The sequence below is a fragment of the Paenibacillus nitricinens genome (assembly GCF_052056485.1).
In the GTDB taxonomy this organism is placed as follows: domain Bacteria; phylum Bacillota; class Bacilli; order Paenibacillales; family Paenibacillaceae; genus Paenibacillus_AQ; species Paenibacillus_AQ nitricinens.
In genome coordinates, this window is the sequence record NZ_CP183948.1 from 5,409,056 (window position 1) to 5,423,494 (window position 14,439).

Here is a 14,439-nt window from a genome sequence, read left to right on the forward strand (position 1 = left end):
ATGCTATTAATTTCCTGAATTCAGGGGCTATTTGAACCTATCTGACGACCAATAGATGCACTACTCCGCATGAACAAAGTATTATATGCTGCTTTTGCTATTAGGACATGGATAGATGCTTCTTTCTGAAAAAACAGAAAATTATATACTCTACGAAAAATAGATAAAAAAAACCGTGAAACCAGCATTTGCTGATTCCACGGTTCTCAGGTTTATAACGTTACCGTCAAGGCGCTTCAGACAGCAGCTCCCGCAGCTGCAGCATATCCTCCGGCCACGGATCGCTCACTTCGAGCATTTCACCGCTCCAAGGGTGGCGGAAAGACAGCAGCTCGCCATGGAGCGCATGTCGGCCACTAGCGCTGGAAGCCCAGACCGGGCCGCCGTATAGCGCATCCCCATACAAGGGATGACCCATATGGCTGAGATGGACGCGAATCTGATGCGTCCTTCCGGTCTCAAGCTGCACATGCACCAGGCTCCCGCCATGCAGTACTTCGCGTCCGAGGATTCGAGTCACGGCGGATTGCCCGCCCGGTGAGACTCTTCTCCGCGCCGCATGATGACGATCGCGTCCAATCGGCGCATCGATCACTTTAAGCGCAGATGGCACTATGCCTTCTACGATCGCGGCGTAAAGCCGCGAGATGCTTTTTTCACGCATATTCTCGTCTAGGACAAGCTGAGCGAATTCATTCTTGGCGTACATCACCGGGCCAGTTGTATCCTTGTCGAGGCGGTGAATATGCCTTACAGCTACACTATCACCGGAAGCAACATAATGCGCAGCTACAAGGTGATCCAGCGTTACACCTAAGCCACTGCCATCCGGATGAACCGACATGCCTGCCGGCTTATGGGCAACCAGACAAAAATCATCCTCATACAGCACTTCAAGCGCTTCCCATACGGGTTCAATGCCCGCTTCACGATCCGGAAAAAGTGCCAGTCGAAGTCGATCTCCCTTCCACTGAATCCCCCCCTCGCGGCGCAGACGCAGATGAAGCTTCTCAGGCATGCCTACGGTTTCCAGCAGCCACTTATCAATCGCAGCTTCAGCATCCTCGGCTCCAGTAATGATTCTGCCGGGTGTTACTTCCAGCCACTCTCCACGTCTTGTCCAAGCTCCGCCACCGGTTCGTTCTCCGGCTCCAGTACTCAAAGGGCCTTCAGGGCATTATAGTGGCCCTCAATGGTATCATCAATATCCTGCTCACTATGCGCAGCCGACACGAACATGCCTTCAAACTGTGAAGGTGGCACGCTGATGCCTTGGCTCAGCATATGACCAAAATAACGACGGAAAAGATCCGTGTTGCTTGTCTTGGCCGTCTCAAAATTCGTTACAGGTCCTTCCGTGAAGAACGGACAGACCATCGAACCCACGCGGTTAATCGTCAGCGGAACACCAGTTTCGATTGCATTCTTTTTCAATCCCGCTTCCAGACGCGCACCTAATTGCTCCAGACGATCATAAACTTCCGGTGTCAGCAGCTTCAGCGTAGTGAGTCCTGCCGCCATTGCTAATGGATTACCACTAAGTGTGCCAGCCTGATAGATCGGTCCCGTAGGAGCGATTTGCTCCATGATCTCTCTTTTGCCGCCATAAGCGCCTACTGGAAGTCCTCCACCGATGACTTTACCGAAGCAGGTAATATCCGGAGTAATGTTAAACAAGCCTTGCGCACAGCCACGGTTGACACGGAAGCCTGTCATTACCTCATCAAAAATAAGCAAAGATCCGTGGTCTGAAGTTAATTTGCGAAGTCCTTCTAGAAATCCCGGAAATGGTGGTACAACACCCATATTGCCGGCAATCGGCTCTACGATCACTGCGGCAATCTCACTGCCGAAACGTTCGAAAGCAATCTGAGTGGATTCCAAGTCATTGTATGGAACAGTAATCGTATTGACTGCCACACCTTCGGGAACACCTGGGCTATCCGGCAAACCTAATGTGGCTACCCCGGAACCCGCCTTAATAAGCAGACTATCTGCGTGACCGTGATACGAGCCTTCGAACTTCAAGATTTTGCTGCGTCCCGTGTAACCACGTGCCAAACGAATCGCACTCATCGTTGCTTCCGTTCCGGAGTTGACCATACGCACGATATCTACTGAGGCTACACGTTCAACAACCGTTTTTGCCATTTCAGTTTCAAGTAAAGTTGGTGCACCAAAGCTTGTCCCTTTTACCGCCGTCTCCTGCAAGGCCTTTACAACCTCAGGATGCGCATGGCCCATAATTAGCGGTCCCCACGAGCATACATAGTCGATAAAGCTGTTGCCGTCGATATCATAAATACGCGATCCGATCCCATGATCCACATAAACCGGAGTCAATCCTACGGATTTGAACGCCCGTACAGGGCTGTTTACCCCACCGGGAATATATTGTTTTGCTTCATCAAAAGCCTTGCGGGACGCTTCCTCTTTACGCGCCATTGGCTCATTACTCATCTATCTTCACTCCTGTTCTGTTCTTGATCACACAAGTATAAGGCAACTGCCTATGCAGCGATATCGTTGTGAAAGAGATTAACCACGCAGCCAGCGTGCAGCATCTTTTGCAAAATAAGTAATAATAATATCCGCTCCAGCCCGTTTCATGCCCGTCAGCATTTCCAGTACAACGGCTTGCTCGTCAATCCAGCCTTGCAGTGCCGCTGCTTTTACCATGGAATATTCGCCACTCACATTGTAAGCCACGAGAGGTAAATCGAACTGGTCACGGATCGTACGAATCACGTCCAAGTAAGCCAGAGCCGGCTTCACCATCAACATATCTGCACCTTCCAGCACATCGGATTCTGCTTCACGGAGCGCTTCGCGCAGATTGGCAGGGTCCATTTGATACGTTTTGCGATTCCCGAACTGTGGTGCTGAATCCGCAGCTTCGCGGAAAGGGCCATAAAATGCCGAAGCATATTTGACCGAATACGACATAATCGGCACATGCTCAAAGCCATTCTCATCCAGTCCCGCACGAATCGCGTGTACGAATCCATCCATCATATTCGAAGGGGCGATAATATCTGCTCCAGCTTTAGCTTGGGATACCGCCGTACGAGTCAGCAGGTCCAGTGAAGCGTCGTTAATGACATCACCATGCACGACGCCGTTCACCGTATGCGTATGCACCATTCCGCAATGTCCGTGATCCGTAAATTCACAAAGGCAGGTATCTGCAACGACCAATAGCTCAGGGTACCATTGCTTAATCAAGCGCGTAGCCTCTTGCACAATTCCATCCTCTGCAAAACCGGAAGAACCGATAGCATCCTTCGTTTCAGGAATCCCGAATAACAACACAGCCGGAATGCCTAGGGCGGCAATCTCGTCCACTTCTGCTTTTAAAGTATCCAGCGAAAAATGATACACGCCCGGCATCGAGCTAATCTCATTCTTCACACCTGTTCCATAAGTCACAAATATCGGCTGCACAAAATCCAGCACATTCAGTACCGTCTCCCGCACCATACCGCGAATTCCTGCTGAACCGCGTAAACGGCGGTGACGTGTAATTGGAAAGCTCATTGGTTCATCCTCCTGAAAAATAAAATATATAACTAAACCCTCGATCGTTGACTAACTGCGGCATAGTTGTAGTTTGTGCAGTTATTTTGAAGTTTTATCGTAACTGTAAGTTTTAGTTGCACTCTCTACAGTTATTTATTACAAAAGAGCGAAAACCCTTGTTTTAGCGCATATTTAATTGCACATATTACAACTAAAATGGATTTTCGCTAATATTCAGGGAATTTAAGTGTATAAAGTGCAACTAAACCTCAATCTGACCTCATGCTAACAGACCTCATAACCAGTCTCGTAACCAGATTAAAAAGCTATATTTCCACTAGGTTGCATATTAATCCAAGTACCCAATATCTAACATATCAGTTAGAGCTACGTGAACTTTATACGTACATAGACTTACTCACCCATACACACCAGTTAGTTTACAACTCAGCCGTCCATCATACTCTGAGTTTCAACAGTAACTACGTTCGGAGGCCAAGCTCATGCTACTTAAGTTACTTACAATAGCAGTGTGAGACTTCCTAGATAGATACAACTTCAGACGATGTTATAAAGCCGATGTTCGATTCGCGTCCATTCAAGCTTTTTGAAGTTGAGTCTCCGCATTCCAGCGGCAGAGCTCCTGAACCAGACTATTAATCGTTGCTTCTTCAGGTAGCAGACCCGGAGTAAGTCCCGCTTCCACGGCAGTCTGCTCGGTTAATGGCCCGATGCAGGCTATCTTAACATTAGCTAGCAGTGGAAGTGGATCTTCGAGCCCCATTCGTTTCAGAATGTGGATGAAATTGCGCACCGTTGAAGAGCTGGTAAAGGTTACTGCGTGAACACGCCCTTCCTCCAATAGCTTCAACAGCTCGTCGTCATCCTCACCCGTCACAACCGTCTCATAGGTATCGACGTCTGTGACTTGAAGGCCAAGCTCTCTCAGCTTGTCCGGCAGCCAGTCGCGCCCCAGATCGCCGCGCGGCAACAGCACGTTCTGCCCCGGCAGCAGCCGGGGACCGAACGTCTCAATCAGACCTTCCGCCTGAAACTTCGCCGGAAGTTCTTCAGCAATCACCCCGCGCTGCGCCAGCGCGGCTGCTGTGCCTGGCCCCACCGCTGCAATCCTTGCGCGGTGAAGCCCCCGAATGTCCGCCCCCTGCTCCGCCAAGTGGCGCCAAAAAAACTCCACGCCGTTCGGGCTAGTGAAGAATACCCAGTCGTACGATTCCAGCGCGCCAAACGCCGCTGCAATCTTCTCCTTCTTCTCTGCGCCATCCGGCATGATCGTCTCGATCACCGGGAACTCGTAGGGTTCCCCGCCGAGTTCCTCAATCCTATCCACCAGCTCGCTCGCTTGGCTGCGAGCCCGTGTCACCACGATGCGTTTGCCGAATAACGGCATCGCCTCGGCCCACTTTAGCTGCTCACGCTGCAGCACTACGTCGCCGACGACAATCACGGCCGGCGGCTGAAAATCCGCCGCCTTCACCTTCGCCTCAATATCGGCGAGGGTTCCCGTCAGCGTCTCCTGATCTGCGCGGGTACCCCAGCGCACCAGCGCCACTGGTGTTTCTGGCGGACGCCCATGCTTGATCAGCTGGGCGCTGATATATCCTATTTTAGCTACGCCCATCAGGAACACTAACGTCCCTGTGGCATTCGTTACTTTATCCCAATGAATGGAATGGTCCAGTTTATCCGGACTCTCATGTCCGGTGATAATCGACAGGGAAGAAGCATGATCGCGGTGCGTGACAGGTATACCCGCATAAGCAGGTACGCTGATCGCCGACGTGATGCCCGGTACGATTTCGTAATAGATCCCATTTTTGCGCAGCAGCTCCGCTTCTTCACCTACGCGGCCAAAAATCGTAGGGTCCCCACCCTTCAGCCGCACCACTGTTTTCCCCTGTAAAGCCAGATCAACTAACAATTGATTAATCTCTTCCTGCTTCATCGTGTGGCGATCCGGCAGCTTGCCAACATAAATCTTCTCGCCGCCGGGCTTCATGCTTTTCAGCAATCTAGGACTTGCCAGCCGATCGTACACCAGCACGTCGCTTTTTCGAATACATTCGAGGCCTTTTACAGTAATCAGCTTTGCGTCCCCGGGACCTGCACCTACCAAATAAACCTTCCCCGTCAATCCCCTCATCCCCTAACGTCTGACAGTATCTTCTCCGCTCCTCTTGCGATCAGCTTCTTAGCGACTTCTTCGCCGAGCTGTACCGGGTCTATCCCAGTGCAAGTTTCTTTCAAAATCGTTGAACCGTCAGGTGTTCCCACCATCCCGGTTAAGGAGATTATTTGGCGCTTAGCGGTAGTAGCTTCCGCGGCTGCATCAAGCACCGCATGAGCACCAATCGGCACTTGGCAGCCGCCATTCAGCACGCCAAGGAACGTGCGCTCCGCCGCCACCGTCAACGCTGTATCGGCATCGTTGTATAGCGCCAGCAGCTTCCGCAGGTCTGCGTCATCTGCGCGGCACTCGATGCCGAGTGCGCCCTGCCCTACAGCGGGCAGGCAAACTTCCGGCGGCAGGTAGGCGCTCACGCGATCCTGCCAGCCCATGCGCGACAGCCCCGCTGCAGCAAGCAGGATCGCGTCGTATTCCCCGCTATCCAGCTTGCCCAGCCGCGAGTCAATGTTGCCGCGCACGGGCTCAATGACCAGATCAGGCCGCAGCGCAGCTAGCTGGCTGGAACGGCGTAGGCTGCTTGTGCCTACGCGTGCGCCTGGAGGCAGCTCGTCCAGCGAGACGCCTCCGTTAGAGATCAGTGCATCGCGCGGATCAACGCGCTTCGGCACAGCGCCGTTGATCAGCCCCTCCGGCAGCTCGGAGGGCATGTCCTTCATGCTGTGCACCGCCATGTCGATTTCTTTTTCCAGCATGGCCTGTTCTATTTCCTTCACGAACAACCCTTTACCGCCTACCTTGGACAAGGTGACATCTAGGATACGGTCCCCTTTGGTAACAATCTTTTTCACCTCAAAAGTGAATCCAAAACCATGCTCCTCGCTCAATCGCTCCAGATCGGCAATCACATGCCCCGTTTGCGTCAACGCAAGCGCGCTCTGTCTACTCCCCACAATAATCTTACGCATTGTCCATTCCTCCTGATTACGTCTGCCTCTTACTCTTCACCGTAGACCGTATATAGTAATCCAAACTAACCAAAAGCTACTTCGCACTATTAAATGGCATATCTGCCATTTATTTGGCTCCTTCGGCGGTTATTACTCAATTCCGAGGCATTAATGCCTCTCTTTTCGCTGGTATGGCCGTTTTTGGGCAATTCCGAGGCATTATTGCCTCTTTTTTCGCTGATATGAGCGTTTTTAGGTAATTCCGAGGCATTAATGCCTCTCTTTCACTGGTATGGCCGTTTTTGGGTAATTCCGAGGCATTTTTGCCCTACTTTCGAACATTTCAGCTACTCCAGCCCATTTCAACGGTACTTATACCGCTCATTCGAACATTCCAGCCACTTCAGCCCAATACAACGGTACTCATACCACTATCCGAACTATCTCAACCAGTAGCCTATTTTTACTCATATCATTAATCTAACCTAATTTTGTAATCCTCACAGTGTCCACGCGCACTTTTACTCCGCCCGATGACTAGCAATCCAAACATCCATATCCTCCGGGCTCCACGCAATAAAGCTACCGTTCCTCATCTCATTCAACACATCGAGCGCCCCAAGCTTCCGCAAAAGCCTTCCACGAACTTCAGCAGAAGATTCTTTTTCCTTAATCCGGGTTCGCATGGTATGTACAAAATCTAAATATGGCTCATACGCTGCATCCAGCGCCTCTTCAAGCACACTTTTAATCTTCGCAGCCGCAAGCGGACCAGCACCCGAAGTAGATACAGCTACCGTCAAACGCCCCCTACGTACAACTCCGGGCGTAATAAAATCCCCCGCTTCCGCATGGCTAGCCACATTCACAGGAATGCCAAGTCGCCTAGACTCCTGCGCAACCTCTTCATTAACCGTTCTATCGTTAGTGGCTGCATATACGAGAAAGGCCCCACGGAGATCTCCGGGAGCATAAGGGCGGTCATGCCAGGTCATGAGACCCTTTTTCACTAGAGAGGCAAGCGTATCTGTCAAAGAGGGACTAATCATCTTAACCACCGCTCCAGCTTCCAGCAGCCCACTCACCTTCCGTTCAGCCACGGCACCACCGCCAATAACCACAACCTGTTGCTTTTCACAATCCAGCATTATGGGCAAATACCGAGTCATGCTCTTCACTCCCCGCTCCAGCCGTGAAAACCAGACAAAGAATTCAACAAAAAATTCAAGATAGTAAAAGCATATCCTAAAATCGCCCAGCGAGCCATACTTACTCCACTTTTCCGCCCGGATTTCTTAAAGATAATATAAAATATGTAAATTCCAAGGCCAATCAGTGTCGTTAGTACTTTTAAATCCTTCAATAATAGTGTCCGTCCCTCAGAAACAATAGATAAACTAGCCACCACCAGAGAGATTGCCAGCAAAGGAGTCCCCACCAGAATAGCGGTGTAAGAATATTTATCTGTAGTCTCTAAGTTTGGTAAACGACGAATTCGGTCACTCCATTGCTTACTTTTGAGTCTGGTGTGCAGAAATAAGTACAATATGGCAAATACCGTCCCAAGTGTCAGTGCAGCAAAACTCAAATTGGCCAAAATCACATGCATTGTCAACCAACCATACACCGAGCTCCAAGTCTCAAGCGTATGCCCCCCCGCCGTCAGCCACACCCGATTTAGCAGAAAAACACAGAATCCAGCCACACTAAGCAGCAGAATCGTAAACTCGCCTCCACGTGTAAAAGCCACCGCAAGCGAAGTCAGAACAATACTAAATGCAAACCAGAACAAGAAATCATAAGGTGTAAAAATGGGCAGCCCCTTCTCCTGAGAGAAACGAATCCCGAGTCCTGCAGCTTGCAAAAGACCCACAACAACAAGAAGCCCCGTGCCTAACCGCTTCCCACTCGGGTTGCGATAAAGGCAATCCGAGAAAACAAACAGCAGGCTCAGGGCATATAGCAGCAGAGCGGCATCATATATTCCGTTCAGCAGTTGCATATCACTCACCTACCCAACAGGCCTGCCGGAGCAAGCACCGTCTTAGGCACAGAAAAATCGCCGCTACCGGCAGTACGTTCTGTGGAGCTAGACTGCTTAACCGGGGCGGAATCTCCGCCATCTGAATTGGATTCGAGCTGTTCCTGTAGCGCAAAGATTTTGGAGAAATAATCAAGCGCTTCATTCCCCTGCTTGCCACCGGACATCTCTTTAATTACATTGATTGGATCATGCATCATCTGGTTCACAATGCTTTTGGTCAAGCGACGGATCACCTTGCGCTGATGCTCGTCCAGCTCAGGCAGCTTATTGAACAGGCTCTCCATCGTTTCCTCATGAATTGCATTCGACTTATCCTGAAGCGCCCGGATTACTGGTCTCACGCCAAGCGTCTTAAGCCACAGCTGGAACTCATCCATTTCCTCACCGATCATCACTTCAATCTTCGCAGCTTCACTCCGGCGCATTTCCAGGTTACTCTCCACAATGCCCTCCAGATCGTCAATATCATACAAAAAAACATCTGGCACATTAGCCGCTGCAGGATCAATATCACGGGGTACAGCGATATCAATCATAAAAAGCGGCCGCGAAGGGCGACGCTTCATAGCATTCGCTACCTGATCTGCCGAAAGTACATAACCGTCAGCTCCCGTTGAGCTGATCACGATATCTACCTCATTAAGAGCTTTTAGCGCATCTTCAATCGTGCTCGGCTTACCCGAGAACTTCTCTGCCAGTTCAATCGCACGCGACAGCGTACGGTTAGCGACAATCACCTCAGCCGCACCACTACTATATAGATGCTTAACAGTGAGCTCACTCATTTTGCCGGCGCCGAGAATCAACACTCTTTTACCAGTGAACATGCCAAAAATCCGCTTGCCCAGCTCCACTGCCGCATAACTGACAGATACTGCGCTTTCGCCGATTGACGTTTCACTATGTGCTCTTTTGCCGAGTGTCACCGCTTGTTTAAATAGCCGATTGAACCAAGTTCCCGTTACACCCTCAGCCTGAGCCGTGAGAAAAGAACTTCGCACCTGTCCCAGGATCTGCGTCTCGCCAATCACCATGGAATCCAGGCCGCAGGTCACGCGGAACAAATGCGCAATCGCCTGCTCGTCTTCATATATATACATATGCTGTGCAAATTGCTCGTTTTTCACTCCAAACCACTGCTCCATAAAGCCGCGGAGGAAATACCCTCCCATATGGAGACGGTCCATGACCACATAAATTTCCGTACGGTTGCAGGTGGCTACTACGACCCCTTCCAGCACACCCTTCGTCTTCATCAGTTGATGGAGCGCTGCCGGAAGATCACTCTCCGCAAAAGCAAACTGTTCCCTTACCTCCACGGGAGCCGTACGATAATTCAGGCCAACGACGACGATGTGCATCGATAGTTCACCATCCTAGTCTCTATTCATTACTGTGTACAGTTATATTAAAGAATATTTTTACATAATATTCACTTTCACAACATCTAAAAACACTGTGTTAAGTATATCACACGAAAATACGACTTTTTACAGATTTTTTGAACGCTTTATGAAATCCAGATAATAATTATTATAAATAAAAAACCGTAGGTTCGCTACGGTTAGGATGGGTTATTTTGTGATTAATTATTAGTTAGGTAGGGGAAAAGTGGGAATTTAATAGCACTAACTCATAATTACCCGGGTTATTCAATTTTTATAGATGCTACTTCTGCGCACCTTTTACAAAATGTGAAGATAAGTGGTAAACCATACGTTACGATAATTATCTAAATGAAAGAATCCATCCTGTAGGAAGCTAACGAAACCAGTTCTTTATCTGATCAAGAGTGCTTTTTGCCTCCGGTCCATTGTAACCGAAGGTGTTGCCGATCATCTTGACATACTCGTTGAACGTAGTTTCCCGACTCTTTCGGTCACTCCACCAGCGCTTAGCGTTATATCCTGAGGCAGATGATACATACGTAAGCTCAATATCCGATTTTTTGTACACACGACCAAAAAGAAATTTCACCCTCCGCATGTGAAATTCCGAGGAAACGACAATTGCAGATTGAAAATCGTATTCCTTCATTATAGGGAGTGTGAACTCTGCATTCTGATAGGTGCTTTCCGCCTCATTTTCGGTATAGATAACACCCTGCGGTATACCGAGATTAAGGGCGGTTCGGAGCATGTCACCTGATGAACTCGTTGACTCCTTGGCATTGGAAAGAATTATATAAGGAGCGTATCCAGCTTTATATAACTCAGCTGCCTGTTCTACACGGCCTTGGCCTCCGCTAAGTACGATGATTACATCGGCTTGTTTGGGAGATTCAGATAAAACTAAGAAGCTGCCTGCACTAAAGAGTCCAATAATCAACAATAGTAAGCACATGAAAAGGACAAAATTCCTATTAATTAATTTACCTTTTCTTTTCTTAATAGATAAGTTACTCATAAATCACTTATGCGATTCGTTACTAAGAATTTGTTGCCACCATTTAGCATTGTGAATATACCATGGATCGTTTGAGCAATCCCTTTCTTAATATTAGAAGTCGGTTTCCATCTCCCATATTTAAAGTTTCGCAAGATCAATAGCGTAGTGTTTACCATGTCAATCAATCAATCAATTACGAATTCAAATCATCAGTTTTTTCTTACAAAGCATGGGCATGAATAAATAAAATTAGATTAATTTCGGTTTTTTCCTTCTAGTTATTGTTTTTACAACGGAGATTAAATACTTAAATTCCGCTGTTTTCCAAAAAACTAAAAGAAAGATAGTGTTAGGTACAATAGCACAAATTATGCCTTTAAGTAAAAATGAACTAATTGTCTCTCCTTTGATATAATAACATATTAACCATGTTACTCCTCCCCCCAGTAACATTATCATAGTATAAATTGCATATTTCAAAAAATAAGAACTAATTGATTTTTTAAAACCGTACTTATATAAGATGTATGGTTCCACCCAAAAACAAGTTGTAAGAGTACTGATTATCGTGCCAATAAATATTCCATAAATACCTATTTTATTCACAAGAATTAATGAAGCAATTAAATTAATACTAGCCTCAAATAATGGTTTATATCGATCATTCCAATACAGTCCTAATGCATCTCTAAACGTTAGGACACTCTTTCTCATCCCAGTTAAATAAAAACTAACAATTATTATTAAGACTAATGAAATAGGAAATGAAAACTCATTTCCTAACCAAATTTCAATAAAAGGATTGAATAATATTGCTAAGCAAATAGCCGCAAATCCATGGATCCAAAATCCAATAAGATTTAAACACTTAAATATATTATAAGATTTCACTTCCGATTCTGACGCACCAAGATTTCCAATGCTTGCGGTAACTGATTGAAACACCATTCCAAATATAGTATTGAGGGCGTTAATAATGAGAAGATAATTAGAATATAATCCAACTAATCCCACACCAAGAAACTTAGAAATCAACAAACTATCTGTACCATTAACAACTACACCACCAAATTTATGAAATAACATCGCTTTTATATTGCGGATAATTGTTTTTTTAGTTTCATTATCTAGACGCTCAGTAGTCTGGCCTTTGATAAAGGGGTATAAAATATCCGCCTTTCTGGATATAAACAAATTTTCAAATAATGTGAAAAATATTTGCAATCCCAGAAAAAGAATATAATTCCTTGTAATCAAAAGAATTATCATCTGCATAATGTTTAAAATAATATAAAATAGATATTGATAAAATGTAGCGATATACCTTTTCTGATCAGCAATAATGAGAGACCGTTTATAAGAAAAAAAATAAGAAATAGTGGAATTTATAACAAACATTAAATAGATCAATTGTATATTAGGTATTGGAGGGATATCCTTTATTAAATAAGAAAGGAACGGCGTGAGAGCCGTACCTAAAATGGCTACTATTATTCCAATAGTAATATAAGACTGCTTATATAATCTCATTAATGCTTTTATTTGACTCTGGTTCCGCTCGGAAAGCGGTTTGTAAAGACTATATACTATAGCAGTCCCAACACCTAGCTCAGCAAATGATAATACAGACAGTATGTTAACAAAAAGACCATTTAAACCTAAATAATCAGAACTTAGTGTTTTTACAAATACCATACGTGCAAAAAAACTAATCAGTAATGCACTTGCTTGCCCTAGAAGGGCGAATTTTATATTTTTCAATGAATTAAATGTTCTTGACATTCCCTCACCCTAAGAATTCAGAATTATTTATGGTACGAATACATGCATCATCAGTTTTTTTTGTAAATATCCCGATACTAATTTATCTTTAGTTATCAAGTGAATTAGTAATTTACTTTTATTATTAAACTATTATATGGGCTATGTATATTATTGCTTCATCGCTACTCAATATAGGTTAGATATTTTGCGATTAATGTAAAAATCTAACATCTATAAACTAATTAGGAGGTCTTAATAATTCAAAACTTACGCGAATCTCGGGAAAAACTCCATTTTTAATCGCTCTTTCATTCTATAATCTTTACTTTCCCATGCAGTATGGTGAAGCGCCAAACATTTAAGATCATACACTAACAGGAATTCATTTAAGTACCTAAAATGATAGATTGAACAACATCGTTGATAAGTAAAGCAATAGAAACTCTCAACATTAAACTATTCGAAACCAACTACTTCTCACCAATTACATTTAATATTCTATCAGCCACGCTACTCCAAGAATATCTATATATATATTCTTTTTTCTTACTCAATACATTTGTTTTAATATTTTCGTTATTTAACAAATCATACATTTTCATAGCTAAACACTCAGCATCATCATCATCTATTAAATATCCATTTTCTCCATCTTGAATGAACTCTTTCATTTCAAAGCTATTTCTGCCTATGCAAGGCAGACCATATACCAAAGCTTCTACAAATACTAATCCATAAGCTTCAAATCTTGATGGCATACAAAATATATCACATTTATTGAAATACTCACTTAATTGAACAGAATCCAAATCACCCAAATAGTGTATATTTTTATTTTCTTCATTTAATTCCTTCGCTTTATATCCAGCAACAAATAATTCTACTTCTTTGTCGTATTTAACATTCAATATATTAATCGCGTCAACAACCAAATCCCCTCCCTTTCGATGGAAATCCCTACCAACAAACAACACTTTTTTATTAGATTTAACTTCCGATTTGATTAAATTAATATCTAAGTTAATCCCCCCTCCGACATAATGAATATTCCCCTCAGGAAATCCTCCTTGTTTTACAAGATATTCAGCCAACCATTTACTCATTGTAAAAATACCTTTACCATTTTTGAGAATACGTAATTGCTCGCTATTTTGTCTCAATAAATCAACTGTTGGTACATTGTTAAAGTTCGAAAATTTCCCAACACTGGGTGAATTATCTCTTATATAGAGAATGGAATCTATCGTCAAATCAGTATAATAATATGCATTTTCACAAATACCAAAATCCTCAATTAATAACTTTGGTGTATTCACATTATTCTTCAAAGCTGCATCTAATTTATTTTGTCTGAATCTTGTAGTTAGTTTTCTAAAGGGTGTATTTATTTTTATTTTTCTATCTCTAATGCGAAGATTTAACAATGTCAAAAAAAAAGTCTGAAATTTAGTATACGTTAAATCAATTTCTTCTAAATCCACTTTTTTATTCAGTGCGGTAAATAAGGAATGTGTTGTTCCTGACCATGCCTTCTTTTTGTTCGTGTTCCATCTGCAAATATATTGCAATTTCATATTCTATCAAACTCCCTTACATTGAGGATCTTCACACGATAATATCTTAATTATTAA

11 protein-coding genes are annotated in these 14,439 nt (G+C 44.9%); all 11 read right to left on the bottom strand.

Features of this window, described 5'->3' with window-relative positions; genetic code table 11:
- Nucleotides 1-226: 226 nt before the first annotated feature.
- The 11 genes from ACN6KS_RS24205 to ACN6KS_RS24255 all read right to left on the bottom strand — a co-directional run bounded on the left by ACN6KS_RS24205 (nucleotide 227) and on the right by ACN6KS_RS24255 (nucleotide 14,382).
- The gene (locus ACN6KS_RS24205; RefSeq protein WP_440960661.1) at nucleotides 227-1,162 is read right to left on the bottom strand and encodes an RluA family pseudouridine synthase; all 936 of its coding nucleotides are present in this window, start codon (nucleotides 1,160-1,162) and stop codon (nucleotides 227-229) included.
- Nucleotides 1,159-2,460: a glutamate-1-semialdehyde 2,1-aminomutase gene (gene hemL, locus ACN6KS_RS24210; RefSeq protein ID WP_440960662.1), complete on the bottom strand. Its 1,302-nt coding sequence runs from the start codon at nucleotides 2,458-2,460 to the stop codon at nucleotides 1,159-1,161. Before hemL ends, ACN6KS_RS24205 begins: the two co-directional genes overlap by 4 nt.
- A gap of 78 nt (nucleotides 2,461-2,538) precedes the next feature.
- Complete coding sequence (gene hemB / locus ACN6KS_RS24215; protein WP_280788301.1) at nucleotides 2,539-3,537, bottom strand: porphobilinogen synthase; 999 nt, start codon at nucleotides 3,535-3,537, stop codon at nucleotides 2,539-2,541.
- A gap of 580 nt (nucleotides 3,538-4,117) precedes the next feature.
- Nucleotides 4,118-5,671: a uroporphyrinogen-III C-methyltransferase gene (gene cobA, locus ACN6KS_RS24220; RefSeq protein ID WP_094873237.1), complete on the bottom strand. Its 1,554-nt coding sequence runs from the start codon at nucleotides 5,669-5,671 to the stop codon at nucleotides 4,118-4,120.
- 5 nt (nucleotides 5,672-5,676) lie between these two features.
- Entirely contained in the window at nucleotides 5,677-6,630 is a 954-nt protein-coding gene (hemC, locus tag ACN6KS_RS24225) for a hydroxymethylbilane synthase (RefSeq protein WP_440960663.1), read from the bottom strand.
- A gap of 503 nt (nucleotides 6,631-7,133) precedes the next feature.
- Nucleotides 7,134-7,781, bottom strand: coding sequence for a precorrin-2 dehydrogenase/sirohydrochlorin ferrochelatase family protein (locus ACN6KS_RS24230; protein WP_280788299.1), 648 nt, complete (start codon nucleotides 7,779-7,781; stop codon nucleotides 7,134-7,136).
- A gap of 5 nt (nucleotides 7,782-7,786) precedes the next feature.
- Nucleotides 7,787-8,614, bottom strand: a complete 828-nt coding sequence (gene ccsA / locus ACN6KS_RS24235; RefSeq protein WP_076286483.1) for a cytochrome c biogenesis protein CcsA — start codon at nucleotides 8,612-8,614, stop codon at nucleotides 7,787-7,789.
- A gap of 5 nt (nucleotides 8,615-8,619) precedes the next feature.
- Complete coding sequence (gene hemA, locus ACN6KS_RS24240) at nucleotides 8,620-10,017, bottom strand: glutamyl-tRNA reductase (protein ID WP_094873480.1); 1,398 nt, start codon at nucleotides 10,015-10,017, stop codon at nucleotides 8,620-8,622.
- A 400-nt stretch (nucleotides 10,018-10,417) separates the two neighbouring features.
- Nucleotides 10,418-10,999, bottom strand: coding sequence for a YdcF family protein (locus ACN6KS_RS24245; RefSeq protein WP_440960664.1), 582 nt, complete (start codon nucleotides 10,997-10,999; stop codon nucleotides 10,418-10,420).
- Between the two features lie 294 nt (nucleotides 11,000-11,293).
- The gene (locus ACN6KS_RS24250; RefSeq protein ID WP_440960665.1) at nucleotides 11,294-12,826 is read right to left on the bottom strand and encodes a lipopolysaccharide biosynthesis protein; all 1,533 of its coding nucleotides are present in this window, start codon (nucleotides 12,824-12,826) and stop codon (nucleotides 11,294-11,296) included.
- A gap of 452 nt (nucleotides 12,827-13,278) precedes the next feature.
- Nucleotides 13,279-14,382 (bottom strand): glycosyltransferase family 4 protein, encoded by a 1,104-nt coding sequence (locus ACN6KS_RS24255; RefSeq protein ID WP_440960666.1) that lies wholly within the window; start codon nucleotides 14,380-14,382, stop codon nucleotides 13,279-13,281.
- Nucleotides 14,383-14,439: the final 57 nt, after the last annotated feature.